Source organism: Rhodothermales bacterium, assembly GCA_039944855.1.
Taxonomy (GTDB): domain Bacteria; phylum Bacteroidota; class Rhodothermia; order Rhodothermales; family JANQRZ01; genus JBBSMX01.
Genome location: JBDUXZ010000009.1, coordinates 1 through 25,850 on the forward strand (window position 1 = coordinate 1; position 25,850 = coordinate 25,850).

Below are 25,850 nucleotides of genomic sequence, written 5' to 3' on the forward strand. Positions count from 1 at the left end.
CAACGTCGAGGTGACGGAGAACACGTTCGTGCCGGGCGCCCCCCGCGCCGACTTCACGATCACGCGGCTCGACAATACGCAGACGGGGACCTACGGGCTCATCGCCGCCTCCGCTTGCAACGCGACCGTGATCGACCCCGATCTGTCGAGTGACTTCCCGAACGGCGACGACGGCGGTAACGGCGCCTTCCTGGAGGCGGGCGGCATGCTGTCGGTCGAAGCCGAGCACAACACGGGCGCGGCCGAGGGGCACGGTGGCGGGGAGAACTTCAGCTGGGAGGCCACGGGGAGCTTCGCAGGGAGCAGCGGCGACGCCCTCCAGGCCATGCCCAACGTCGGCGCCAACGCGCAGGACACGGATCGTGGGCCGCGGCTGGACTACGCCGTGAACTTCGCGACGCCGGGGACCTACTACGTCTGGGCTCGTCTGAACGGCGACAACAGCGGGAGCAACTCGGTCCACATCGGACTCGACGGTGAGCCTGCCACCTACGGCCGCCAGGGGCTGGACTTCGACGGCAACGGCAACTGGCAGTGGGCCAACCGCGTCGACGGACGGAGCGGTTCGGACCGGGTCCGCGTCGAGGTGACCACGCCGGGCGTGCACACGCTCAACCTCTGGATGCGGGAGGACGGGACGCGCGTCGACAAGATCGTCCTGACGACCGACCGCGACTTCCAGCCGAACGGGAACGGCCCGGCCGAGAGCACGCGCGGTGGCGGTGAGGCCGGTGGTGGCGAGAACACGGAGACGATGAGCCCGGTCTACGTCAACTTCCAGCGCAGCAGCACGACGACGCCCGCCGGGTACCTCGCCGACACGGGCGAAGCCTTCGGCGACCGCGGCGACGGCCAGAGCTTCGGCTGGAGCGCGGCGAACTACGAGACCCGCGAGCGCGGGGCGAGGAGCGATAAGATCTACGACACGCTCAACCACATGCAGAAGAATGGGGTGAACAAGTCGTGGGAGATCTCGGTGCCGAACGGGGAGTACGAGGTCCGTCTCGTGATGGGTGACCCGTCCTACTCCGATCAGGTCAACACGGTGTCCGTCGAAGGCGTGACGGCTACCGACACCGACGGGGCCGACAACTACGACGAGCACAACCTCGTCGTCACGGTCACCGATGGCCGGCTGACGATCAGCCCGGCTCAGGGTGCGTCGAACGCGAAGCTCGCCTTCGTCGAGATCACGCAGGTCGGTGGTGGCGCCGCACGCGGTGCCGGTGGCGCGTCCGACACGGCCGCTCGCGGCGAGAAGGACGATGTGGAGGCTTCGACGCCGTACACGTTCGCGCTCGGGCAGAACTACCCGAACCCGTTCAACGCCTCGACCGCTATCGACATCGAGCTTCCCGAAGCCGCCGAGGTCCGCCTCGAAGTCTTCAACATGCTCGGGCAGCGGGTGCAGGTCCTCGCCGACGGCAGCTACGAGGCCGGGCCGCACAGCTTCCGCTTCGACGCCAACGGGCTCGCCAGCGGGACGTACCTGTACCGGATCACGACGCCGGACAACGTCTCGACCCGGCGGATGACGGTGGTCAAATAGCGCTGTGCTGCGTGTTGCGAGTCGTCGCTGACGGCGGCTCGCAGCACGCGACGCGCAGAGCGACGTAGACGATAGACGACGGAGGCCCGAGCACACACCGTGCTCGGCCCTCCGTTCATTGTGTCGCAGGGTGAGACACAACGGATCTTCCGTGGCGCTCGGGCAGACGGCGGCGGAAGGGGCTGGCCCGGCGTATTTTCCCGCGCGATCGCTCCCTTCTTCGTCTGCATTCATGGCCTCCTCCGACTCTCCCGTCACCCCCTACGACGCCCTTGCCGCTGGCTACGACGTCGTGATGGCCCACGTCGACTACGGCGAGTGGGCCGAGTACGTCCTCGACCTCTTCGAGGAGCACGAGGCGTGGCCGCAGTCCGTGCTCGAACTGGGCTGCGGGACAGGGAGCCTCGCGCTCGAGATGCAGGAGCGCGGGCCGCACGGCGGCTTCCGCTACCTCGCCACCGACCGCTCGCCGGCCATGATCCGCGTCGCCCGCGCGAAGGCGAAACTGCAGGGCCGCGCGGCGGGCCGCCTCCGGTTCGACGTGGCGGACTTCACGGACTTCGAGTTCGACGAGCGCTTCGACGCGGCGCTTCTGCTCTACGATGGGCTGAATTACCTCCTCGAAGACGAAGAGGTCGCCGTGATGCTGGCGCACGTCCACGACGTGCTCGCCCCCGGCGGCGTGTTCGTCCTCGACCAGAGCACGCCGACCAACTCCGTCAACAACGCCGAGTACTTCGGCGACGAGGGCGAGGCGGAGGCGTTCGCGTACGTCCGCCGCAGCGGCTACGACCCCGCGACGCGGCTCCACACCACGGAGTTCGACATGACCGTGGAGGGGGAGACGTACACGGAGCGGCACGTCCAGCGCGCCTACACCCTCGCCGAAATCGAGGCGCTCGTCGCGGCGTCGCCGCTGGAGACGGTCGCCGCGTACGACGGCTTCACCACCGACCCCGCCACCGAGGCGTCCGAGCGCATCCACTGGGTGCTGCGCCGGGCCGACTGAGCACGACGTTGATTCGAGCAATCCTATGATCCAGTTCAGCGACGTGGGCCTCGCCTATCCGACGCCGGAGGGCGGGAGCCGGACCGTCTTCGAGGACGTGACGTTCGAGGTCGAGCCCGGCAGCTTCGTCTACCTCATCGGGCAGACGGGGAGCGGGAAGAGCTCGCTCCTGAAGCTGCTCTACATGGACCGCGCGCCAGACCGCGGCGTCGTCCGCGTCGGCCACTACCGCTCGGATCAGATCAAGGCGAAGGAGATCCCGTACCTCCGGCGCTCGCTCGGCGTCGTGTTCCAGGACTTCCAACTGCTGCCCGACCGCGATGCGTACGAGAACGTCGCGTTCGCGCTCTACGCGACGGGCAAGAGCGGGAGCGCCGTCAAGCAGCGCGTGCTGCAAGTGATGGCGCGCGTCGGGCTGACGCACCGGCAGCGGGCGATGCCGCACGAGCTCTCCGGCGGCGAGCAGCAGCGGGCCTGCATCGCCCGCGCCCTCGCGAATGAGCCCTCCGTCCTCCTCGCCGACGAGCCCACCGGCAACCTCGACCCCGCCGTGGCCGACGGCATCCACGACCTCCTCATCCGGCTCCACCGGCAGGGGATGACCGTGCTGATGGCGACGCACGACTACCGCCTCGTCCGCCGCTTCCCCGCGCGCACGCTCGCGCTTACGAAGCGCCGCATCGTCGAGGTCGCGCCGGAGAGCCTGGTCGAGGGGGAGCGGACGGGCTGAGCCGCGACCGCCGGCACGTATTCCGCCCCATCGCATTCACGCCCGCTTCCTATATTCGACCGCCTGCGTTTCGCAGCCTGCGTTTTGGTGCCGCACGGCGCTTCCCACCCTCCCCCACGCATCGCCCACTTCATGGAAACCCTCGACAACATCATCAGTCGGCTGGAATACTTCGTCTGGTCGTGGCCGGAGATCGGCGGCGAGCTCTCGTTCATCGTGATCGCCCTCCTCGGCGTGGGCGTGTTCCTCACGATCCGGCTCGGGTTCATCCAGCTCCGCTATCTCGGCCACGGCATCGCCGTCACGACGGGGAAGTACGACGACCCCGATGAGCCGGGCGACGTGCCGCACTTCCAGGCCCTCACGACCGCGCTCTCCGCGACCGTCGGCATCGGCAACATCGCGGGCGTCGCGATCGCGATCCACTGGGGCGGGCCGGGCGCGCTCTTCTGGATGTGGGTGACGGCGCTCCTCGGCATGGCCGTGAAGTACTCTGAGGTCACGCTCGCGCAGCACTACCGCGTCGTGGAGTTCCCCGACCGCGAGTCGAAGGCGTGGGAGGGCTCGGTCTCGGGCGGGCCGATGTACTACATCGAGCGCGGGCTCGGCGAGAAGTGGAAGCCGCTCGCCGTGTTCTTCGCCGGCGCGCTTATGATCACGAGCTTCCTCACAGGGAATGCCGTGCAGGCGAACACCGTAGCCGACATCATCAACACCGAGTTCGGAGTGGAGGCGTGGATCACCGGGCTCATCACGGCGACGATCGTCGGGCTCGTGATCGTCGGCGGGATCGGGCGGATCGGGAAGGTGACGGGCGTGCTCGCCCCGCTGATGGCACTGATCTACGTCGTCGGCGCGCTGATGATCATCTTCGCCAACATCGGCGAGGTGCCCGGCGCGTTCGCGCTCATCTTCACTGAGGCGTTCAACCCGACAGCGGGCGTCGCCGGGACAGGCACAGGCGTCTTCCTCCTCACGATGATGTGGGGCGTCCGGCGCGGGTTGTTCTCGAACGAGGCCGGGCAGGGCTCAGCCCCGATTGCCCACGCGGCGGCGAAGACCGACGAGCCGGTGTCGGAGGGCGTCGTCGCCCTCCTCGAACCGTTCATCGACACGATCATCATCTGCTCGATGACCGGCCTCGTCATCATCACGACGGGCGTCTGGAACACCCCGATCCCGACCTCGATGGACCTCCGGTCGGGCGATGCGACCTACGTCATGCCCGACGAGCGCGGCGTCTTCGCCGGCGGCGATGCGCCCGAGCAGATCTTCGTCGAGGGCGGCATCCCCGTGATGCAGAACGGGCAGCGCTCGTTCGCGTGGCACGACGTGGCCGTCGAGCAGTTCTGGATCGATGAGTCGCGCGAGACGCCGTTCTCCGGCCGCATCATCCAGAACTACGACGACCCGGCGACGCCCGCGCGCGAGCAGTTGACCGCGGCCGTGGACTCGGACGGCAACGCCTACACCGTCCTCTTCGGCGATGCCGTGGAGACGGCCGCGCCGCTGACGAGCGCCGCCTTCGAGAAGGGGCTCGGCAACTACGGGCTCGGCGGGCTCGGCAAGCTCATCGTGCTCGTCTCCGTCCTCCTCTTCGCGATCTCGACGAGCATCTCGTGGAGCTACTACGGCGACCGCTGCGCGAACTACCTCTTCGGCTCGAAGGGCATCCTGCCGTACAAGGCCGTCTTCGTGGTGATGCACTTCGTCGGCGCCGTGGCGAGCCTCGCGACGATCTGGGTGATCGGCGACATCGCCCTCGGCCTCGTGACGTTCCCGAACCTCATCGCGCTCGTGATGCTCTCGGGGGTCGTCGTGAAGCTCACGAAGAGCTACTTCGAGCGGAAGCCGTGGCTCGAGAACGCCGAGGTCCACAAGCGCGTCGTGGCCGAGAAGAAGGCCGGCAAAAAGAAATTGTAAGCCCATCGCAGGGGCGGCCCACCGGTCGCCCCTGCGTGCATCCCCGCGTCCCCCATGCTCACCGTCGTCGACCACCCGCTGCTGCGGCGCGACCTCACGATCCTCCGCGACCGGACCACGCCGCACGGCCGGTTCCGCGAGACGATCGGCGACGCCGCCGCGATCCTCGCCTACGAGGCGATGCGCGACCTCCCGCTCGTGGAGGAGCCTATCGAGACGCCGCTCGAAACCACGCCGGGCTATCACCTCCGCGACGAGGTCGTGGTCGTGCCCGTGCTGCGGGCGGGGCTCGGGATGGTCGACGGGTTCATCCGCTTCCTGCCAGAGGCGCGCGTCGGCCACCTCGGGATGTACCGCGACGAGGAGACGCACGAGCCGATCGACTACTACGCCAACATCCCGAACTCGGTGGAGACGGGGATCGTGTTCGTCGTGGACCCGATGCTCGCCACCGGAGGCAGCGCTGACGCGGCGATCACGTTCCTCAAGAACGGCGGCGCGACGCGGCTCCGCTTCGTCTGCCTCGTCGCCGCGCCCGAGGGCGTCGCCCACCTCGAAGCGCGCCACCCCGACGTCGACATCGTGACCGCCACGCTCGACCGCGAACTCGACGCGAACGCCTACATCCGACCCGGCCTCGGCGACGCCGGCGACCGCATCTTCGGCACCTGACCCCGCACTCGATGAGTATCCGCGTCCTCTCGCTCCTCGCCGTGCTCCTCGCGGGGTCCGCCGTGCTCGCGCAGGTAGACCCCGCCGCCGACATGCCAGCGCAGGAGGTCGCGCCCGACGCGCCGGTCCTCCTCGACGAAGCGCCGGCGGAGGCGGCACCCGCCGCGCCGGTCGAGGCGCCGAAGCCCGCGCCGACGTGGCTCTCGCTCGTCCCCGCCCTCGTCGCGATTGCGGCGGCGCTCCTCTTCCGGCAGGTCATCGTGGCGCTCTTCGGCGGGGTGTGGATCGGGGCGTGGATCCACTACGGCACGCTCGGTGGCGCGTGGTACGGGCTCCTCGACACCGTGCAGGTCTACGTCCTCGACGCGCTCGCCGATGCTGACCACGCGGCCATCCTCATTTTTACGCTGCTGATCGGCGGGGTCGTCGGGATCATCCAAAAGAACGGGGGGACGAGCGGGATCGTTGGGATCGTGACGGACTGGGCGAAGTCGGCGCGGCGCGGGCAACTCGCCACGGCGCTCCTCGGCACCGCCGTCTTCTTCGACGACTACGCCAATACGCTCATCGTCGGCGGGACGATGCGGCCGATCACGGACAAGCTGCGGATCTCGCGCGAGAAGCTCGCTTACATCGTCGACTCGACGGCCGCGCCCGTCGCCTCGCTCGCGCTCGTGACGACGTGGATCGGCTACGAGGTCGGGCTCATCGGCACCGCGATCGACAAGCTGCCGACGTATGACGAGTCGGCCTATGCCGTCTTCCTCCAGTCGATCCCGTACAGCTTCTACCCGATCCTCGCGCTCGGCTTCGTCTACGCGATTGCGACCTCGCGGCGTGACTTCGGGCCGATGCTCCGCGCCGAGCGCCGCGCCCGCGAGACCGGCCAACTCTACCGGCCCGGCTCCGAGATCGAGCAGGCCGAGGCTGAGTCGAGCGTGCTCGTCCCGAGCCCGGACACACCGCGCCGCGCATTCAACGCCATCATCCCTATCGTCGTGCTCGTCGTCGGCGTGCTCGGCGGGCTCTACGTCACGGGCGAGGGCGAGAGCATCCGTGAGATCATCTCGTCGGCCGATTCCTACAAAGCGATGATGTGGGCATCCCTCCTCGCCGCCGTCGTGGCCGTGCTGATGTCGGTCGGGCAGCGGATCCTCACGCTCGACGAGTCGATCAACGCGATGTATGCCGGGATGAAGGGGATGCTGCTGGCGATCATCATCCTCGTCCTCGCGTGGGCGCTCTCGGGCGTGAACGACGTGCTCGGCACGGCCGACTACCTCATCGCGGTGCTGTCCGGCAATGTCTCCCCGGGTTTCGTCCCGACGATTGTGTTCGTCCTCGCGGCGCTGACGGCGTTCTCGACGGGGTCGAGCTGGGGAACGATGGGGATCCTGATGCCGCTCGTCGTCCCGCTCGCCTACGGCGTGCTCGCCGCCGACGGGTTGCACACAAACGACGAGTACCACCACATCATCTACTCCGCCGTGAGCGCCGTCCTCGCCGGCGCCGTCTGGGGCGACCACTGCTCGCCGATCTCGGACACGACGATCCTCTCGTCCCTGGCGTCGTCGTGCGACCACATCGACCACGTTCGCACGCAGCTTCCGTACGCCCTCCTCGTCGGCATCGTGGCGATCGGGCTGGGGACGCTGCCGGCCGGGTTCGGCGCGCCGTGGTGGATCTGCCTGCCCCTCGGTGCCGCCGTCCTCCTCGCCGTCCTTCGCTTCGTCGGCCAGCCGGTCGAGGGTGAGCCGGAGGCGGCGTGAGCTTCGACGTCCTGTACCTCGACAACCACCTCCTCGTCGTCGCGAAGCCGGCGGGGATGCTCGTGCAGGAGGACGCGACCGGCGACACCGATCTGCTGACGCTCGGCAAGGCATTTCTGAAGGATAAGTTCGACAAGCCGGGCAACGTCTTCCTCGGCCTCGTCCACCGGCTCGACCGCCCCGTGTCGGGCGTCCTTGTGCTCGCGCGCACGTCGAAGGCGGCGTCGCGGCTGAGCGATCAGTTCCGCCGCCGCGCGCCCGACAAGCGCTACCTCGCCCTCGTCGAAGGCCGGCTCGCGGGGCAGGGCACGCGGGAGGACTGGCTCGCCAAGATCGACCGGAGCGTCCGCGTCGTGAAGCCCGGGCACCCGGAGGGCAAGCGGGCGGAGCTGCGCTGGCGCTCGATCGCCACGGAGAAAACCAAAAACGGCTCCGTTAGCCTCGTCGAGGTCGAGCTCGTGACGGGGCGAGCGCATCAGATCCGCGTCCAACTCGCCGCGCTCGGCCACCCCATCCTCGGCGACCTCCGCTACGGCGCGGAGCGCGAGTTCGACGGCCGCAACCTCGCGCTCCACAGCTACCGGCTGGAGATCGAGCACCCGACGAAGCGCGAGCCGATGGCCTTCTCGGTGCTTCCGCCCGCGACGTGGCGCGGTTACTTCGACGGACTCGTGCGCGACGCCGTCGCCGCGCCGTGAAGGGGGCTGGCTACATCGTCCTCGCGGCCGTGCTGTGGGGGCTGCTCGGGCCGGTGGCGCGGCTCGCGTTCGACGAGGGCGTGGCGCCATTTGAGGTGGCGTTCTGGAGGGCGGTGATCGCGGGCGTGCTGTTCGTCGGACACGCGGCGGTCGTACGGACCGGCGGGGTGGCGCGGCGCGATCTGCCGGGCATCGTCGGGTTCGGAATTGTCGGCGTGTCGGTGTTCTTCGCGTCGTACCAACTCGCGGTCGAGGCGGGCGGGGCAGCGCTGGCGTCGGTGCTGCTCTACACGGCGCCGGCGTGGGTGGCGGTGCTGAGCGTCGTCGTGCTGCGGGAGCGGATGACGGCGCTGAAAGGCGTGGCCGTCGCGCTGACGCTCGCAGGCGTCGCGGGGATCACGCTCGGCGGGGGCGGGAGCGTGCGGTGGTCGGCGGCGGCGCTGGGGTGGGGGCTCGTCGCCGGGTTCAGCTACTCGCTCTACTACCTCGTCGGCAAGCACTATTTCATGCGGTACGGCACGGCGGCCGTGCTCGCGGTCGCGCTCCCGCTCGGGGCACTCGGGCTGGCCCCGTTCGTAGATTTTGCCCCGAAGTCGGCCGTGGCGTGGGCTGCGCTGGGCGCGATCGGGCTCGTCTCAACGTACGGCGCATTCCTCGCGTATGCCCGCGGCGTTCGCACGATGGAGGCGACGCGGGCGAGCGTCGTCGCGACGCTGGAACCCGTCGTGGCCGCCGCCGTGGCGTATGCGTGGTGGGGCGAGCGCTTCAGCCTGTGGGGCTACGCCGGGGCCGCGCTCATCCTCGCCGCCGTGCTCGTCGCCGTCCTCGATCCGGCGCCGCGCCGTCCGTAGACGCCCTTTCCCTCGGCCTCGTACAGACGCAGCATGCTGCGTCTCTACCCTTCGATTCTGACGCATCCTATCATCATGGACCTCATACTCACTCCGTTCGAAATCCGCGTCGCCAGTGCCCTCGCCGAGAAGGCGCTCGCCACGCCAGATTATTACCCGATGTCGCTCAACGGCCTCGTCGCCGCCTGCAATCAGAAGACCGGGCGCGACCCCGTGCTGGAGCTGAGCGGCGACGACGTGGCGCACGCGCTCGACAGCCTGATGCGGAAGCACCTCGCCGGGACGAGCGAGGGCGCGGGCAGCCGCGTCACGAAGTACCGCCACCTGCTCGACCATCACTTCGGGCTCGGGGAGGGCGCAGTCGCCGCGCTCGCCGTGCTGATGTTGCGCGGGCCGCAGACGGTCGGCGAGGTCCGCAGCCGGACGGGGCGAATGCACGACTTCGACTCGCTCGAAGCGACGGAGGCGACGCTGCATACCCTCGCCGAGCGGGACGAACCGCTGGTCGTCGAACTGCCGATTCAGCCGGGCCGGAAAGAGGCACGGTGGGCGCATCTGCTGGCCGGAGCGCCGGAGATCGAGGCGGGAGAAACGACGGCGCCCGCATTCTCTCCAACGATGCAGGCAGCCCGCGCCGAGGGCGACCGGATCGCCGCGCTGGAGGAGCGAGTAGAGGTGCTGGAAGATGAGCTTCAGTCGCTCCGCGAAGCGTTCCGAGATTTTCGTTTGCAGTTCGAATGAGCGGGATGTGTTTCGTTGTGCTGGGGTGACATAACGGTGGCAGTAGCGTTGTGTATCATGAGGGGTTAACCAGCCGGAGACCCCGATGAAAACGAACGAACTCAAGACCCCGGAACCGACGAACGAGCAGATCGCAGACGTGCTGGAGCAGATGGCCGCCGTGCTCGAAGAGCGGAACGTGAACCCCTACCGGATCGGCGCCTACCACGCTGCTTCGAAGACGATTCGCGAGCACGCGCAGCCGCTCGCCGATCTCTACGCCGACGGCGGCGTCAACGCGCTCATGGAATTGCACGGCGTCGGCGAGAGCCTCAGCGCCCACATCGCCCGCTACATCGAGACGGGCCAACTCGGCCGCCGCACGCGCGACGACGATACGTTCGACCCCGTCGTCCTCTTCGCGTCGATCCCCGGCGTCAGCCGGGCCCTCGCGCAGCGGATCGTCGACGAACTCGGCGTGACGACGCTCGACGCGCTCGAACGGGCGACGTACGACGGCCGCCTCGCGGAGCTGAAGGGCGTGGGGCGGCAGACGCTCGCGGCGCTGCGGCTCCAGCTCAACAGCCTTCTCCAGTGGACCGCGCTCGAACGCCGCCAGCGCGTCCGCCGCGATGCGTATCGCCTCGCGACGCTCGCCGAAACGCAGCCCGAGCCACCGCAACCGCCACGCACGCCGGCCCCGGCCGTGTCGCCACTCCGGCGCGCGGCCTGAGCCGTCACGTCCCGCGCTGATCCGCGAAATCGAGGAAGCGGGCGGCGACGGCAGCGGCGAGGTCGGGCGAGTTGCCCCACGCCCGGTTGTTGGCGATCACGAGGAGCGTGCCGTCGGCGTCGATCGTGCGGTAGGCGAGCGCCGTCGCCTCGTCGACCATCTGCCGGGCCTGCGTCGTCCCGGCGAGCGCCTCGGCCGGTCCCTCGAACGGGTACGCCGCGGCGAACGCCTCGCCGTAGGCCATTCCGCGCGGGTTGAGCAGGCGGAGCACCACGTCGCCGTTCGCGGATGTGAGCCGCCCGCCGACGCGCTCCCACTGCTCCTTGATCGCGGGGAGGTACTGCCAGTGGCTGAACACGAAGCCGAGCCCGCGTGCTGCGAGCCAGTCGACGTAGGCCGGAACGATCAGGTGCGGCGAGCGGACTTCGAGGTGGATCGGCACGTCGTTCGGCACGTCGCGGAAGAACCCGTCGAGGTTCGCGACGAACGTGTCGGGCTCAGGGCTCTCGGCGACACGGGTGTATTCCTGCTCGAAGAGGACGCCGCGGAGGCGATCGCCGAGGAGCTTGGCCGCCGGTTCGAGGAACTGACGGGTGAAGGCGTCGGCGTCGAGGTACGTCGGGTTGTCCTCGTAGCGCGGGCCGCCTTTGCCGCCGCGCCGGAGCGTGCGGGCGGCGTAGGCCTGCGGCGCTTTTAGCAGAAACCGGGCGTGGTCGGGCGCGTGCTCGGCGTAGGTCTGGAGGACGAAGTAGTTCGAGCCCGGCTCGCCGTCGTCTTCGAGGAGGGGGCGGTAGAACGTGAAGTCGATCTCGAGCACCGAGAAGTGCTCGAAGTAATCCGCGACGGATGCGATCGGGAGCTGCCGCTCCTCGAACGTGTCGCGGCCGACGCGCTTCTTCCGCGTCTGGATTTCGCCCCGCCAGCGCTCGGGATAGACCTGCCCGATCCACGCGGCGTAGCGGTCGGAGGCGGTGCCGAAGGCGAGGCGGGGGTGGACGTGCCGGAAGTCGTAGCGCGCAAGATCGGCGCGGCGAACGTCGGCGTCAGGCAGGGCGTCGGGCATGGGCGGCATCGGTCGGGCGGGGCGTCTCGTCGACGCGGCCGGCCGGCTCGTCGTTCCGGTCGGCGCTCCGGTCCGCGCCCCGGCGCTTGAAGCGGCGCTTGACGGCGAACACCGTCATCACCGAGCCGGCGGCGATGAAGAGGTGGTATTCCATGATCCGCCAGGTGATGATCGTCGGGCCGACGAGCCACTTCTCTGAGATCAGCGGGGCGAGGAAGAGGAGGTAGAGCCCCTCAATCCCGCCCGATCCACCCGGCGTAGGTACGGCCATCGAGGTCAGGATCATCGCTCCGGTGCGGACGAAGAAGGTGAACGCATCGAGCATCGGGTACACGCTGAGCACGACGAAGAGGAGCGTGGCGTAGCGCGAGAGCCACACGCCTGCCGACCACAGGAAGCCGAAGACGAAGAAGCGCGGGGGCTGTCCGCGCAGCACGGCCGCCTGCCGCCGGAGCTGGACGAGCTCGCGCCGGACGCGCCCCTCGAACCGCTTCAGCCACTTCATCCCGACGATCCACGTCGCCACCCGCTCCAGGATCTCCGGCCGGATGAGCGTCGCGTACGCGAAGAACACGGCCCACCCCATCATCCCGATGAAGAACGCCGTGATCGTCCCCGCGCCGACCGCGCCGAGCGCGGGCGGGAAGACGTCGATGTAGATCGTGGCGAGGAGGATGAGCGGGATCGAGAACGCGAACCAGATCTGGTCCATCAACATCGAGAACAGCAGGATCGCCGTCGCCTCACCGACGGGGATATCGTTGTCCTTCGCCACGAAGTACGCCGCGAGGGGCGCGCCGCCGACGGCGGAGGGCGTGACGGCCGACATGAAATCCCACGCCACCGCGCCTCGGATGCCGCCGAGCAGGGTCACCGTTCCCTGCGAGATGTAGCGCAGGCGGCTGCCGCCGAGCAGGATCCGCAGCCCGACGGCGGCGAACGCGAGCCACAGCAGGCCGCCGTTGAGGTCGCGCGCCATCTCGCGGAACGTGCCCGGCTCGTACGTGACGTACAAGATCGCGGCCAGCACGCCGACGCTGAGGAGCACCGGCACGAGCAGCCCCCGCAGCGAGAGCCGCTTCTGCGGGTCCACCTCCTCGCTGACCTCGGGCGGCAGCGCGGATTCGTCGAAGGAGAGGGGAGCGGGCGGGGGCATGCGGGCAAGAAGAGCGAGCGGCGGCGGAAGATAGGGTTCGCCGGAGCAGGGTCAGGCGCGGGACGGTGAAGAGTGCGCCCGAATCGAGCGCGCCGTTCTACGGGGCCGGAGCGCCGGAGGTGTCATCCTCAATGGCCGCTCTGAGCTTCTGGTACGTGTCGCGCAGTGCCTCGGGCACGACGCGCACGTCGGCGGTGACGGGCATGAAGTTCGTGTCGCCGCGCCACCGGGGGACGAGGTGGACGTGGAGGTGGTCCGGGATCCCCGCTCCGCTCGCGGCCCCTTGATTGAGGCCGACGTTGAACCCGTGGGGGGCGAGGGTCTGCCGGAGCCACCCCATCGCCCGGCCGATGAGGGCGGCGAGCTCGGCCTGCTCCGCCGTCGTGAGGGCTTCGTAGTCGGTGACGGCGCGGTAGGGGACGAGGAGGAGGTGGCCGTTATTGTATGGGTACAGGTTCATCACGACGAACAGATACTCGCCGCGCCAGAGGACGAGGTGCTCGCTGTCGCGTTCGGGCGCGGCGGCGATCCGCGAGAACACCGAGCCTTCGCCGTCGGGGCGGTGCTCCTGCTCGGCGTCGTGGAGGTACTGCGAGCGCCACGGGCTCCACATGCGGTCCATCGGATCGGGGATCGGAGAGGGAGAGAGGGAAGGCGAATCTACGATGGAGCCGGCCGCCGCAGCGCGGCCGGACACGCCGCTGTCATCGGGACGCCCGTACTTTCGCTCCTCCCACGCCACCCGATCCGATGCGCCGCGCCGACCTCCACACGCACACCACCGCCTCCGACGGGCGGCTCTCGCCGCCGGGCCTCGTGCAGAAGGCCCACCTTCGCGGTCTCGCCGCCCTCTCCATCACCGACCACGACACGCTCGCGGCTTATCCCACGGCCATCCTCGCCGCCGAAAAAGCCGGGATCGAGCTGATCCCCGGCGTGGAACTGAGCGCGAACGTGCACGGCCACGACGTCCACCTCCTCGGCTACGGGTTTGACCTCGCCGACGCCGGGCTGCGCGCGCACCTCGCCCGCTACCGAGAGGAGCGAGTCGGCCGCGCACGGGAGATGGTGGACCGGATGGCGGCGCTCGGCTATCCCGTGGCGTGGGAGCGGGTGCTGGAGATCGCCGGGGGCGGGGCGATCGGACGGCCGCACGTCGCCCGCGCCATCGTCGAGGCCGGGCACGCGGAGACGATCCAGGGCGCGTTCGCCGCGTTCATCGGCGACGACGCGCCGGCGTTCGTCCCGAAAGGCGAAGCCACGCCGGAAGAGTTGATCGCGTTGGTTCATGCGGCGGGCGGCGTGTGCACGATCGCCCATCCGGCTACGTTCGTCCGCGTCGCCCTCGTCGAGCGGCTCGTCGCGGCGGGCCTCGACGGGATCGAGACGGTCCACCCCGCGCACGACGCTGACCTGCAGGCGTATTGGCGCGGGATCGCGCACCGCTTCGGGCTCATCGAGACCGGTGGCTCCGACTACCACGGCTTCGGCGAGCACGACGACGAGCGGTTCGGGACGTACACCGTGCCGGCCGAGCGCGTCCGGCGGCTGCGGCGCGCGGCGTGAGGGCACGGCAGTCGGCCTTGCGAAACGGCACGGTGTGCGTATACTTCCCCCGTTTCTCCGACGTAAAACGTGATGCGTGAAACGTAAGGACGCCGGGCGCCCGGCATCCCCACGAGCCACCCCGACCGTTTTGCGTTTCACGTTTCACAGCCCCATGCCCAACGTCATCGAAGGATCGCTCGTCGCCTCCGAAGCCAGGTTCGCGATCGTAGCCGGCCGCTTCAACGAGTTCATCACGCGGCCCCTGCTGGAGGGCGCGCTCGACGCGCTCCGCCGCCACGGCGCCGACCTCGACGCTGTCGATGTGGCGTGGTGCCCCGGCGCGTTCGAGATCCCGCTCGTGGCGAAGAAGATGGCCGCGTCCGGGACCTATGACGCCGTGATCTGCCTCGGCGCCGTGATCCGCGGCGCGACTTCGCACTACGACTACGTGGCCGGCGGCGTCGCGAGCGGGATCGCCGAGGCGGCGTCGAGCACGGGCGTGCCCGTCCTCTTCGGCGTGCTCACGGTCGACTCCATCGAGCAGGCGATCGAGCGCGCCGGGACGAAGGCGGGCAACAAGGGCGCCGAGGCGGCCGTCGGCGCGATCGAGATGGTGAACCTCCTCCGGCAACTCTGATTCTCTTTTCTCACCTCCGCATCGAGTACCGCATCGAGCCGTTCGTTACGCCCCAGTTTTGAATCCTCGCGCGGCAGCCTGCCGCGCTCTCTGCCGATCCACCCTGGAGCTTTCGCCGATGCGTTCCCTGCTCGTTCTCCTCTTCGCCGTCCTCCTCCTCGCGCCCGCCGCAGCCGCTCAGAACGAGCGGTGGCAGGCGCAACCCTCGCTCCGCAACGTACAGGCGCTGGGCGCATCCGAGACCGCCGTGTGGGTGGGGACGGAGGGCGGCGTCTACAGCTACACCCTCGCCTCAGGCGAGATCGAGCGGTTTACCCCCGTGCAGGGCCTCAGCCGCGTCGACGTGCAAGCTATCACGTATGATGGCGCGCGCGATGCGGTGTGGATCGGTTACGCGGACGGCGTGCTCGACCGCCTCGATGTGCCGACCGGCGCCGTCGAGTCGTTCTTCGACATCGCACAGGCTACGCGGTTCAGCTCCCGCGGCATCAACCGGATCGAGGTGGAGGCCGACTCTCTGCTGATCGCGACGGAGTTCGGCGTCGTCGTCTTCGACGCGGCCCGCAATGAGGTGAGCGACACGTACGAACGCTTCGGAACCCTCCCAGCGGCCTCGTCCGTCGGCGACGTGCTCGTCGCGCCCCTCCCGGACGGGCGGCCCGGCCTGTGGGTCGGAACGAGCCAGGGCATCGCATACGCACCGCTGACGACGCCCAACTTCCGCGAGCCTGCGGCTTGGACGGCCGATCCCCAATCTCCGGAAAACGTGCTCGCCCTCGCGTTCTTCGACGAGACGCTCTTCGCCGGCACGGAGCGGATCCTCGACCAGCAGGGCCGCGTGGTCGCGGTGGGAGGAGGATTTGCGCGAGGGGCAGACGGCGGGTGGGAGCGCTTCATCGCGGAGGAGCAGTCGCTTACCGAGTGGCTCGTGATCGACGCGGGCCTGATTGGCGTCTCTCAGTTTCGGATCCTTCTTTTAGACGGCGACGGCGGGCTGCTGCGGTTCGACATCGGCGGCGTGTCTGGTCTGCAAGCGGGCACGCTCGGGCCCAACGGCGAGGTCTGGACCGGCGACCAGTTTCAGGGGCTCGTCCGCTATCCCGACCTCGCTACGGTGGCCGCCGGTACGATCGAGCCCACGTTCCAACTGATTCCCAACGGTCCCGAAACGAACAACATCCTCGCGCTCGACGTCGCGGAGGGCGGCGCCGTCTGGGCCAGCTACGAAGCGCCGTCGCCTGTCGTCAACGGCTTCGGCCGGTTCGACGGGACGACGTGGACGAATCTCTCCTTCGACAACGGCGCCCTCCCCGATTGGGCCTCGATTTCCGCCATTCACGTCGACGATTTCGGGAACGTGTGGGCGGGCTCGGGGGACGTGAACCGGGGCCGGGGGGTGTTTCAGTACACGCCGGAAGGCGAGATCGTCCACTACATTCCGGCCAACTCCTCCCTCCTCCCATCCGCTCCGGGATCCCCGAATTACGTCGTAACCCCTGGGCTCGACACGGACGACGAGGGGCGGCTGTGGGTCTCGAACCGGTTCGCCTCGCCGGGGCTCCACGTCCGCACGCCCGATGGAGAATGGCAGGGGCTGAACCGGCCGAGCAACGTGCCGTCGAGCATCACCTTCACCAAGGTGTACGTCGACTCGTTCGGGCAGAAGTGGCTCACGACTCGCTCCGCCGTTACGACGGGGGGGACGGGGATCGTCGTCCTCGACACACGCGGGACGCCGCTCGACGCGAGCGATGACCGGGCGGCCATTGTGCAGAGCGTGGGGTCGGTCGGGACCGGGTTGCCGGACGCGCAGGTGAACGCGATCGTCGAGGACCGGAGCGGGCGGATCTGGCTGGGGACGGACCGCGGCCTGGCGACGATTTTCTCGCCCGGCTCGGCCTTCGCCGGCGACCTCGCCGCGCAGATCACGTGGGCCCGCACGCCCGACGGCGCATCGTTCTTCCTCCGCGACCTCCGCATCTTCGACATCGCTGTTGACCCGGCCGACCGGAAGTGGCTGGCCTCGACCAGCGGCGTCTGGCTCCTCAACGCCGAAGGCGACGAGGTCATCGCCAACTTCACGACGGAGAACTCGCCGCTGCCGTCGGACGTGGTCGTAGCCGTGGCGGTAGACGAGGAGAGCGGGGCGGTCCACTTCGCCACGAGCGGTGGACTCTACACCTACCGAGGGGATGCCATCGCAGCGTCCCCCACCGCCGAGGACCTGTTCGTCTACCCCAATCCGGTTCGTGGAAACGGTGGGCCGCTCCCCGAGATCGCCATCACAGGGCTCGTGGACGAGGCCGACGTGCGCGTGCTGACCGTCGATGGACAGGTCGTTGCCTCGTTCCAGACGCGCGGCGGCAGCACGCGGTGGGACGGACGGGATCAGCGGACGGGCCGCTTCGTGCCGTCCGGGGTTTACATCGTGGCGGCGTCCGGGCAGAACGACGAGGGGACGGCGTACGGGAAGGTCGCAGTGATTCGGTGACGCCGAGATCCGGTGACGGCTTGAAGGAATATTCGCGGCGCGGTGGACGGGGACCGGTTGAACAAGCCGGAGGCGCCGACGTATCTTAGTCGCTCCTCACGCCCCGCGTGGGGACATGGTGCCTGTAGCTCAGCTGGTTAGAGCGCCGGATTGTGGTTCCGGAGGTCGTGGGTTCAAACCCCATCAGGCACCCCGCTCGGCCGGGCCGCTCGCGTGGCCCGCTCGAGTTCATGCCGCGTTCGTCTAGGGGTTTAGGACGCCGCCCTTTCACGGCGGTAACACGGGTTCAAATCCCGTACGCGGTACCGAAGAAGGCCCGACGCTGCATCAGCGCCGGGCCTTCTTTGCGTCGTGTCGGTACGGTTCGCGCGCCCGTTACCGGAGTCCGGGGATGTGCCGCAGCAGCCCGACCCCCTTCGTCACGAGATCGGCGAAGCGTTCCTGCGTGAGGCCGAGGTTGGACGGCGTCAGCGGGCCGAGCAACTGGACCGCCACCGTCTGCGCTTCGGTGTACTCGTGGATCCCCTCGCGGCCGTGGCGGCGCCCGACGCCGGACTGCTTGAACCCGCCCATCGGCGCGTCCGTCGAGCCCCACGAGGCCATGAAGGCGTCGTTGACGTTGACCGTCCCGCACTCGATCCGCTCGGCGAGGCGGCGGCCGGCGGCGAGGTCGCGCGTCCACACACTCGCGTTGAGGCCGTAGCGGCTGTCATTCGCGAGGGCGACGGCCTCGTCGTCCGTCGTGAACGGGTAGACGGCCACGACGGGGCCGAACGTCTCCTCGCGGTAGAGCGTCATGTCCTGCGTCACGCCCGTCAGCACGGTCGGGGCGAAGAAGAGCGGGCCGATGTGGGGGAGCGGCTCCCCGCCCGTCACGATTGTCGCGCCCTTCGCCACGGCGTCCTCGACGTGCTCGGTGACTTTATCGAGCTGCTCCTGCGAGACGAGCGAGCCCATGTGCGCCGAGAAGTCGTAGCGCGTGTTCAGCTCCATCGCCTCCACCGCTTCAGCGAAGCGCGCCACGAAGTCGTCGAAGATCGACTGGTGCACGTAGAGCCGCTCGGCCGAGATGCAGAGTTGGCCGGATGAGGAGAAGCACGCCTGCAGCACGCCGTCGACGGTGCGGTCGAGGTCGGCATCGGCGCGGACGACGAGCGGGTTCTTGCCGCCGAGTTCGAGCGAATAGCCCTTGAGCTGGCTCGCGGCCTGCTCCGCCACGATCCGCCCGACTTCGGTGCTGCCGGTGAAATGGAGGTGGTCGGTCTCGTCGATCAGCGCGCCGCCGATCTCCTCGCCCGAGCCTGGGACGACGTGGAAGACCTCGGGCGGGAGGCCCGCTTCGTAGAGCAGCTGGACGCCCCAGAGCGCCGAGAACGGGGTCAACTCCGCCGGTTTGAGGACAATCGTGTTGCCGGCAATCAGGGCCGGGATGGCGTCGGTGATCGCCATCGTGAGCGGGTAGTTCCACGGCGCGATGACGCCGACGACGCCCTTCGGGTGCTGGTGGACTTCGGTCTGCGTAAGGAAGGGGAGGAACCCGCTGCGACGTTCTGGCCGGAGGTGCCGCTCGCCGTGGATCCCGTAGTACCGGCTGACGATCGCCACGTCCATCAGTTCTGTGTACGCGTCGAGGCGGGTCTTGCCGCCCTCCATCTGGATGATGTCGAGCCCCTCGGCCTGCCGTTTCAGCAGGAGGTCGTGGTAGCGGAGGAAGATGCGGGCGCGCTCGGCGACGGGGCGCGCGGCCCAGTCCTTCTGCGCGCGGCGGGCGCGGGCGACGGCGTACTGCACGTCGTCGGGTCGCCCCATCAGCACCTCGCCGACGGGCTCGCCGGTGAAGGGGCTCGTGACGGTGTGGCTTTCGTGGTGGCCGCCGAGGAGCGTCGCGCTGGATGCGAGGCGGGAGAGGAGCGCGCTCGACACGCGGGGCGGGAGGGAGGACGCGTTGGGGGCAGCGAACGTCTGGGCGAGAACGGGGTCCTGTACTTGCATGGTAGCGGGGAACGTCAAGAGGAGAGGGAGGGCGCGGGGCGCGGGATCACGGCGCGGGCGCCGGCGCGGAGGGCGAGCAGGAGGGCTTGCGGGAGGACCGCCGCGTGGAGGGCTTGCGGGAGGACGGCCCACAGCAGCACCGTGGCGACGGTCGTGATGGCGGTCAGCCCCCAGTAAACCCGCATCCCCCCGCCGTGGTTGCGCCGCGCGAGGGCGACGGCGGCAACGAGGTGCGTCGGCCACGCCCACAGCAGGTTCGCGTTGGGCCCCGTTACCGAGTGCTCGGTCCCCAGCCAAAGCCACGCGATGACGACCCCCACGAGCCCGACGACGCCGAAGAGCGCCACGTCGTATCGCCGGAGCGCGCGTTCGCTCGTTTTCCCCATCCGCGCGGCGACGGTCAGACCCGCGCCGAAGGCGAAGAGGAGCCAGCCGACGAGCGTCGGCCAGTCGAACGCCTCGTCCGGCATTCCGGCGCCGGGCACCCAGAAGAGGGTGTCGGTCGCCGCCACGAGCGGGCGGCCGTCGAACGTCGCCGCGTCGAAGGCACGCAGGAGTTCGAGCGGGAGGAACATCGCCTCGCGCCGCGTGGCGTCGCGGTCCGTCGGTGCGCCGAGGCCGAGGTCGATGCCGAAGTCGGTGAGGGGCGCGGCTTCGAGGTAGGGCTGGATGAGGTCGCGGAAGCTCGCGCCGGCGGGTCGATAGCCGCCGTAGTCGAGCCGCTCGCCGAGGGCGCGTTCGAGCGCATCGCGGGGCCGCGTCGAGCAGTTATCGAAGAAGAAGTCGTAGCGGTAGGCGCGGTTCGCGGGGAGGTAGTTCGTTTCGAGGAAGCGGAAGAGGTCTTGCTTGGCGTCGGGCGGCAGGGCGAGCCGCTGCTCGATGATCGGGCGGCCGAGGTAGCGGTACTGCGCGAGCGTCTGCTCGAACGACGCGACCGAGAGCTGGTAGTCGAGCAGGCCGCGCGCGAAGCGGGCGATGAAAAACGGCTGGTCGAAGTCGAACGTGCCGTAGTTGTACGTCCGGTCGAGGCCGAGCGCGGGGTCCGTGATGCGGTAGGCGGTGTGGCCGAAGAGGGAGTAGACCTCGTCGCCGGGCAGCATCGTGAGGAGCGAGACCTCGGCGGCGGGCGAGAGCGCGGGCACCAACAGGTCGAGCACCGGCCGGTCGAGCACCGGCGGGTCGGGCTGCGCGCGGGCGGCGGCCGACAGCAGGAGGGCGAGGGCGAGGAGGCGTAGCGGCATGGCGCGGAAGATAGTGCGGTGGGAAGGGGGATGCGGCGACGCATCGCGGGTGGATCGGCAGCGGAGTAGGGCCTACCTTCGATCCCCGTATTCCGATTCCCGACTCCCGACTCCCGACTCCTCACCCGTGAACCGAACCGACCGCGCCCGCCTCACGCTCAAACGACTCCGCGAGGCGATTTCGCGCCCCGAGACCGAACTCCAGTACCGCACCGAGTTCGAACTGCTCATCGCCGTCATCCTCTCAGCGCAGTGCACCGACGCCCGTGTCAACCTCGTCACGCCCGACCTCTTCGCGGCCTACCCGACACCCGCGGCGATGGCCGAGGCCGAGGCCGACGAGATCTTCCCGTACATCCGCTCCGTCTCGTACCCCAACAACAAGGCCGTCGCGCTCGCGTCCACGGCGCGCACGCTCGTCGAGGCGTTCGGGGGCGAGGTGCCGCGCACGCACAAGGAGTTGATGACGCTGCGCGGCGTCGGGCGGAAGACGGCGAACGTGATCGTCGCCGTCGCCTTCGACGAGCCGGCGATTGCGGTCGACACGCACGTCTTCCGCGTGGCGAACCGGATCGGGATCGTGGACGATGCGCCGACGCCGCGCGCGGTCGAGGACGGCCTGCGCCGCGTGATCCCCCGCGACGCGTGGGGCGAGGCGCACCACTTGCTGATTCTGCACGGCCGCTACACCTGCACCGCCCGCAGGCCGAAGTGCGAGATCTGCCCGCTCACCGATATCTGTCGGTACTACGCCCGGCTGCAGAAGCTGCCCGCCCCCATCCCCGGCCTCGACGCGAAGCGGGGCACGTACTTCTGCAAGACGAACGGTCGCTACTTCGACGAACCCGCGATGAAGACCGACCGCCACGGCGTCGAGCAGATCGCCGATCCCGTCTCCGGCTCGATGAACGTGTTCGTCACGAAAACGGGCGAGACGACGAAGCGGGTGAAGGATTACCGGATCGGCTGAGGCGAGCGCGCTCCGTCGAGAAGCTCCGTGAGACCTTCCGCCGTGTCATCCCGAGCGCAGCCGAGGGATCTCTAATGAGCCTCGCCGTGCCCCGGCGATATCCTTCGACAAGCTCAGGGACGCATCCCGGAGCGACGTGGCAGCCCCGGCGGGTTCAGCGGAGCTACTCTCCAACAGATCAGCAAACCGTGGGAGATGGGCTGCGCCGAGCCCTGCGGGGTTGCCGCCCTCCCTCCGGTCGCTCGCAATGACAATGGTAGTAGGGCGCTTCAGCGTCCTTGTGCTCGTAAGCCCGGTGGTTCACGGCCGGGCGACGCTCGCCTTTGTTGAGCCGAGCGCGGCGGGGTCCACGCCTCGTACTTTCTAGCGTCCCTTTCGCTCCTCGCTGCCTCGCCGTGTCCTTCCTCTCGGAGTTCAAAAAGTTCGCCCTGCGCGGCAACCTCGTCGACCTCGCCATCGGCTTCACCGTCGGCGCGGCGTTCTCGACGGTGGCGAAGTCGCTCGTGGACGACCTCCTCATGCCGCCGCTCGGCCTGCTCCTCGGCCGGACCGACTTCTCCGACGCGTACGTCCTGCTGCGAGCGGGGGAGGGGGCACCCGAGCCCTACGCCTCGCTCGTGGCCGCGAAGGCGGCCGGCGCCACGACGCTCAACTACGGGTCGTTCCTTACGAACGTCCTCACCCTGCTCCTCGTCGCGCTTGCGATGTTCCTCGTCATCCGTGCCGTGAACCGTATCGGCGAGACGCTCCGCGACGAGTTCGGCTCGTCGGACGAGCTGCCGGAGGCGCAGCCCGACACGAAGAAGTGCGCGTACTGCCGCGAGGCCGTGCCCTTCCAGGCGAGCCGGTGCTCCCACTGCACCTCCTTCCTCGGCACCGAGGGCGGCCCACTCACCCCCGACGCCCGCATCACCCCCGCGACCTGAGCCCATGACGAACCGCCACCTCCTCCTCATCCTCGACGGCTTTGGCATCGCCGAGGACCCCTCCGTCTCCGCCATCGACGCCGCGTCGACGCCGTTCCTCGACGGCCTCTTCGCGCGGTACCCGCACTCCACGTTGCAGGCGTCCGGCCTCGCCGTCGGGTTGCCGGAGGGGCAGATGGGCAACTCGGAGGTCGGGCACATGAACCTCGGCGCGGGGCGCGTGATCTATCAGGAGATCACGCGGATCGACAAGGACATCGCCGAGGAGACCTTCTTCGAGAACGTCGTCATGCGGGAGGCGATTGCTCACGCCACCGCGAACGAATCGCGGCTGCACCTGATGGGGCTCTTCTCCGATGGCGGCGTCCACTCCCACCTCCGCCACCTCTATCCGCTCCTCGACCTCGCAAAACGCGAAGGGCTCGACGACGTGATCGTCCACGCCTTCACCGACGGGCGCGACACCGACCCGAAGGGGGGCGCGCGGTACGTCCACGAGTTCCAGCAGCAGGCGGAGCGGATCGGCGTCGGGCGGATCGGGACGATCGTCGGGCGCTACTACGCGATGGACCGCGACAACCGGTGGCCGCGCACGAAGGCGGCGTACTGCCTCCTCACGGCCTCGTGCACGAGCGACTTCGCCAGCGACGTGTTCGACGACCCCGCCGAGGCGCTCGAAGCGAGCTACGCGCGCGGCGTCACCGACGAGTTCGTCGAGCCGATCCGCATCAAAGGCACGCCGCCGATCACGGACGGCGACGCCGTCGTCTTCTTCAACTTCCGCTCCGACCGCGCCCGTCAGCTCACGCGGGCCTTCACCGAAGGGGGCTTCGCACCCTTCGAGCGCGGGACGCCCGGCAACCGCCCGCTCGACCTCCACTTCGTGATGTTTACGCCGTACGACGAGGACTTCGACCTGCCGATCGCCTTCCCCAAAGTCAACCTGACCGACACGCTCGGCGAAGTCGTGGCGCGGGCGGGGCGGACGCAGCTCCGCGCGGCCGAGACGGAGAAGTACCCGCACGTGACGTACTTCTTCTCCGGCGGGCGCGAGGACCCGTTCCCCGCGGAGCAGCGCATCCTCGTCCCGAGCCCGAAGGTGGCGACGTACGACTTGCAGCCCGAGATGAGCGCGCCGCAGCTCGCGCAGGAAGTGGCGGCGGCGATCCGCGCCGACGCGCCCGACCTCATCATCCTCAACTTCGCAAACCCCGACATGGTTGGGCACACGGGCGTCTTCGAGGCGGCGGTGAAAGCCGTCGAGGCGGCGGATGCGGCGGCCCGCGTTGTCGTCACCGCGGCGCGGGAGGAGGGCTACACCGTCGAGATCATCGCGGACCACGGGAATGCGGACAAAATGAAGAACCCGGACGGCAGCCCGAACACGGCCCACTCGACGGCGCTCGTCCCGCACCTCATCATTCGCGACGGCTTCCACGGGCCGATCCGCCCCGGCAAACTCGGCGACATCGCGCCGACGATCCTCACGCTGATGGGCGTGCCGGTGCCCCCTGCGATGACGGGCGACGTGCTCGTAGACTGACGGGATCGGTCGAGCGGGGGCGGGGCGAACCAGGGGTCAGGGAGGTCGTTAGACGACCCTCTTCCTTTCCCTTCTTTCAACGCCCCTCTCACGATGAACGCCTCGCCCTCGACCTCGAAGAAGCTGGACGAACTCTACGATCTCATCGACAGCATGGAGATCGCCCTGATGACGACGCGCCGCGCCGACGGCCACCTCGTCACCCGCCCGATGGCGACGCAGGACCGCGGCCCGCTCGCCGACCTCTGGTTCGTGACGAACATCGAGGCGCACAAGACCGACGAGATCGAGCACGATCCGCACGTCAACCTCGGCTACCTCGACCGCGACTCGATGGAGTGGGTCTCCGTCAGCGGGACGGCCACGATCTCGCAGGACCGGGCGAAGATCCACGAACTCTACGAGCCCGACTGGAAAGCGTGGTTCGGCGACGAGGGCGGCGACCGCGACGGCGGCCCCGACGACCCCCGCCTCGCGCTCATTTTCGTCGACGCGCACACGGTGCACTACATGAAGGCGAAGCACTCGAAGCCCATCACGCTCTTCGAGATCGCGAAGGGCATCGCGACCGGGACCCAGCCAGACCTCGGCCGCGAAGAGCGGTTGTCGGAGGACGAGTTGGATTGAGTGCGGGTGTGTATGTTATCCCGCTTCAGAGCTTGATAACACCCCTGCTTTGCCTCAATAATGATATGTTCTACCGCCATCCCACCATCATCGTAAGCCCTATGTCACGAGACGAGACCTACGACTTCATCGGCAACCTAGCGCTTGCTCTCTACTCCCAGCGGATCCGTATCTCGCTCGGATCGCTTCGCTCTGTGTTAGCCGACGCAGATCGTGGAAACGATTACGCGAGCGGGCGTGGGATGGCAGCAGGCGTTTCTGCGGCCTACGATCATTGGGAGCGCAAGGATGATCGCGTCACCGCTGAGGCGATTGCTTACACCTATACCGACAAGCACGGGAATTTGGCTTGGAAGCGGTACAAGAACGAGGAATCGGTCGAAGAGTGATCGCCGTGTGGCGGTAGAACCCGCCACTGTAGGCCAACACAACGCTTCAGCGCTCTTGCCTCGATCTACCGCGAGTGTCTACGTTGCCTCGTCCTACCGTCATGCCGCGTCGTGCGGCTGAGTGGCAATCTATTCTGCAGCGCTTCCCGATATGTCAGGCGAAGACGTGGCGCAACTTATCGAAGCGGAGGTCGCCGGTGATTGGAGCCGTCCGAACGCGCACGGCTGCACGATCCGCCGTTGTCTCGTCGAGCCGCAGAAGCTCGCGTTTGTTGACCCGCTCAACTCCGACACCGTCGATCTGTGGTTGGTGCTGGAGGAAGATCGTAAGTCGTGCGACGGTTATAAAGTGGTGTACGACGACGTAAACGAGAGCTTCGGCCTCGCCACTACGGACTCCACCGACAAGCGGGTGTTTCTCGGACTGTACGGCGGCTTTCTCGACGCCTACGATGCAATGTGAGACCGTGCTGCAGAACCCCCATAACAAGGTGGTTTGTCAAGAGGCACGGTTCGATTTCACAAAGGCGTACGGGGTCCGGCGTCGTACGAAGGCACGACGCGGCTCCAAGAGCGCAGCGCCACCTTCCTAGATCTCTCAGGTCTCCGCCAG

At 68.7% G+C, this 25,850-nt stretch carries 24 protein-coding genes and 2 tRNA genes; 21 read left to right on the top strand and 5 right to left on the bottom strand.

Going from position 1 to position 25,850, the window contains the following annotated elements; genetic code table 11:
* The 10 genes from ABJF88_05750 to ABJF88_05795 all read left to right on the top strand — a co-directional run.
* The coding region (locus ABJF88_05750) for a T9SS type A sorting domain-containing protein (protein ID MEP0546416.1) at positions 1 to 1,549 on the top strand (1,549 nt) is incomplete at its 5' end.
* A gap of 232 nt (positions 1,550 to 1,781) precedes the next feature.
* Positions 1,782 to 2,558: a class I SAM-dependent methyltransferase gene (locus ABJF88_05755; protein ID MEP0546417.1), complete on the top strand. Its 777-nt coding sequence runs from the start codon at positions 1,782 to 1,784 to the stop codon at positions 2,556 to 2,558.
* Positions 2,559 to 2,583: 25 nt separating this feature from the next.
* Positions 2,584 to 3,288, top strand: coding sequence for an ATP-binding cassette domain-containing protein (locus tag ABJF88_05760; protein ID MEP0546418.1), 705 nt, complete (start codon positions 2,584 to 2,586; stop codon positions 3,286 to 3,288).
* A gap of 132 nt (positions 3,289 to 3,420) precedes the next feature.
* Complete coding sequence (locus ABJF88_05765; GenBank protein MEP0546419.1) at positions 3,421 to 5,211, top strand: sodium:alanine symporter family protein; 1,791 nt, start codon at positions 3,421 to 3,423, stop codon at positions 5,209 to 5,211.
* A 54-nt stretch (positions 5,212 to 5,265) separates the two neighbouring features.
* Complete coding sequence (gene upp / locus ABJF88_05770; GenBank protein MEP0546420.1) at positions 5,266 to 5,883, top strand: uracil phosphoribosyltransferase; 618 nt, start codon at positions 5,266 to 5,268, stop codon at positions 5,881 to 5,883.
* 11 nt (positions 5,884 to 5,894) lie between these two features.
* Positions 5,895 to 7,652 carry a Na+/H+ antiporter NhaC family protein gene (locus tag ABJF88_05775; GenBank protein ID MEP0546421.1) on the top strand — a complete coding sequence of 586 codons (1,758 nt, stop codon included), beginning with the start codon at positions 5,895 to 5,897 and terminating at the stop codon, positions 7,650 to 7,652.
* Complete coding sequence (locus ABJF88_05780; protein MEP0546422.1) at positions 7,649 to 8,350, top strand: RNA pseudouridine synthase; 702 nt, start codon at positions 7,649 to 7,651, stop codon at positions 8,348 to 8,350. Before ABJF88_05775 ends, ABJF88_05780 begins: the two co-directional genes overlap by 4 nt.
* Entirely contained in the window at positions 8,347 to 9,201 is an 855-nt protein-coding gene (locus ABJF88_05785; GenBank protein MEP0546423.1) for an EamA family transporter, read from the top strand. The genes ABJF88_05780 and ABJF88_05785 overlap by 4 nt, the downstream gene beginning before the upstream one ends.
* Positions 9,202 to 9,276: 75 nt before the next feature.
* The gene (locus tag ABJF88_05790) at positions 9,277 to 9,942 is read left to right on the top strand and encodes a DUF480 domain-containing protein (protein MEP0546424.1); all 666 of its coding nucleotides are present in this window, start codon (positions 9,277 to 9,279) and stop codon (positions 9,940 to 9,942) included.
* A gap of 85 nt (positions 9,943 to 10,027) precedes the next feature.
* On the top strand, positions 10,028 to 10,654 hold the full coding sequence (locus ABJF88_05795; GenBank protein MEP0546425.1) for a helix-hairpin-helix domain-containing protein: 627 nt from the start codon (positions 10,028 to 10,030) through the stop codon (positions 10,652 to 10,654).
* 4 nt (positions 10,655 to 10,658) lie between these two features.
* Here ABJF88_05795 and ABJF88_05800 read toward each other — a convergent pair whose 3' ends face one another.
* The 3 genes from ABJF88_05800 to ABJF88_05810 all read right to left on the bottom strand — a co-directional run bounded on the left by ABJF88_05800 (position 10,659) and on the right by ABJF88_05810 (position 13,495).
* Entirely contained in the window at positions 10,659 to 11,717 is a 1,059-nt protein-coding gene (locus ABJF88_05800; GenBank protein ID MEP0546426.1) for a DUF72 domain-containing protein, read from the bottom strand.
* Positions 11,698 to 12,873, bottom strand: a complete 1,176-nt coding sequence (locus ABJF88_05805; protein ID MEP0546427.1) for a lysylphosphatidylglycerol synthase transmembrane domain-containing protein — start codon at positions 12,871 to 12,873, stop codon at positions 11,698 to 11,700. The genes ABJF88_05800 and ABJF88_05805 overlap by 20 nt, the downstream gene beginning before the upstream one ends.
* Positions 12,874 to 12,970: 97 nt before the next feature.
* Positions 12,971 to 13,495 carry an HIT domain-containing protein gene (locus ABJF88_05810; protein ID MEP0546428.1) on the bottom strand — a complete coding sequence of 175 codons (525 nt, stop codon included), beginning with the start codon at positions 13,493 to 13,495 and terminating at the stop codon, positions 12,971 to 12,973.
* Between the two features lie 128 nt (positions 13,496 to 13,623).
* Here ABJF88_05810 and ABJF88_05815 point away from each other — a divergent pair, with 128 nt between their 5' ends.
* From ABJF88_05815 to ABJF88_05835, 5 genes are all read left to right on the top strand, one after another.
* Positions 13,624 to 14,439, top strand: a complete 816-nt coding sequence (locus ABJF88_05815) for a PHP domain-containing protein (GenBank protein MEP0546429.1) — start codon at positions 13,624 to 13,626, stop codon at positions 14,437 to 14,439.
* Between the two features lie 154 nt (positions 14,440 to 14,593).
* Positions 14,594 to 15,058 (top strand): 6,7-dimethyl-8-ribityllumazine synthase, encoded by a 465-nt coding sequence (ribE, locus tag ABJF88_05820; protein MEP0546430.1) that lies wholly within the window; start codon positions 14,594 to 14,596, stop codon positions 15,056 to 15,058.
* A 118-nt stretch (positions 15,059 to 15,176) separates the two neighbouring features.
* Positions 15,177 to 17,549, top strand: a complete 2,373-nt coding sequence (locus ABJF88_05825) for a two-component regulator propeller domain-containing protein (GenBank protein MEP0546431.1) — start codon at positions 15,177 to 15,179, stop codon at positions 17,547 to 17,549.
* Positions 17,550 to 17,667: 118 nt separating this feature from the next.
* Positions 17,668 to 17,741 (top strand) — tRNA-His (locus ABJF88_05830).
* 40 nt (positions 17,742 to 17,781) lie between these two features.
* A tRNA-Glu gene (locus tag ABJF88_05835) sits at positions 17,782 to 17,854 on the top strand.
* A 70-nt stretch (positions 17,855 to 17,924) separates the two neighbouring features.
* Here the strand turns inward: ABJF88_05835 and ABJF88_05840 are convergent.
* On the bottom strand, positions 17,925 to 19,541 hold the full coding sequence (locus ABJF88_05840; GenBank protein MEP0546432.1) for a succinic semialdehyde dehydrogenase: 1,617 nt from the start codon (positions 19,539 to 19,541) through the stop codon (positions 17,925 to 17,927).
* Positions 19,542 to 19,555: 14 nt separating this feature from the next.
* Positions 19,556 to 20,782: a DUF4105 domain-containing protein gene (locus ABJF88_05845; protein ID MEP0546433.1), complete on the bottom strand. Its 1,227-nt coding sequence runs from the start codon at positions 20,780 to 20,782 to the stop codon at positions 19,556 to 19,558.
* Between the two features lie 127 nt (positions 20,783 to 20,909).
* On the opposite strand from ABJF88_05845, the gene nth reads away from it, so the two are divergent.
* From nth to ABJF88_05875, 6 genes are all read left to right on the top strand, one after another.
* Entirely contained in the window at positions 20,910 to 21,752 is an 843-nt protein-coding gene (nth, locus tag ABJF88_05850) for an endonuclease III (protein ID MEP0546434.1), read from the top strand.
* Between the two features lie 395 nt (positions 21,753 to 22,147).
* Entirely contained in the window at positions 22,148 to 22,678 is a 531-nt protein-coding gene (gene mscL, locus ABJF88_05855; protein MEP0546435.1) for a large conductance mechanosensitive channel protein MscL, read from the top strand.
* 4 nt (positions 22,679 to 22,682) lie between these two features.
* Positions 22,683 to 24,221 (top strand): 2,3-bisphosphoglycerate-independent phosphoglycerate mutase, encoded by a 1,539-nt coding sequence (gpmI, locus tag ABJF88_05860; GenBank protein ID MEP0546436.1) that lies wholly within the window; start codon positions 22,683 to 22,685, stop codon positions 24,219 to 24,221.
* Between the two features lie 93 nt (positions 24,222 to 24,314).
* Positions 24,315 to 24,848 (top strand): pyridoxamine 5'-phosphate oxidase family protein, encoded by a 534-nt coding sequence (locus ABJF88_05865; GenBank protein ID MEP0546437.1) that lies wholly within the window; start codon positions 24,315 to 24,317, stop codon positions 24,846 to 24,848.
* A 65-nt stretch (positions 24,849 to 24,913) separates the two neighbouring features.
* Complete coding sequence (locus tag ABJF88_05870) at positions 24,914 to 25,237, top strand: hypothetical protein (protein ID MEP0546438.1); 324 nt, start codon at positions 24,914 to 24,916, stop codon at positions 25,235 to 25,237.
* 151 nt (positions 25,238 to 25,388) lie between these two features.
* The gene (locus ABJF88_05875) at positions 25,389 to 25,700 is read left to right on the top strand and encodes a hypothetical protein (GenBank protein MEP0546439.1); all 312 of its coding nucleotides are present in this window, start codon (positions 25,389 to 25,391) and stop codon (positions 25,698 to 25,700) included.
* Positions 25,701 to 25,850 lie beyond the last annotated feature (150 nt).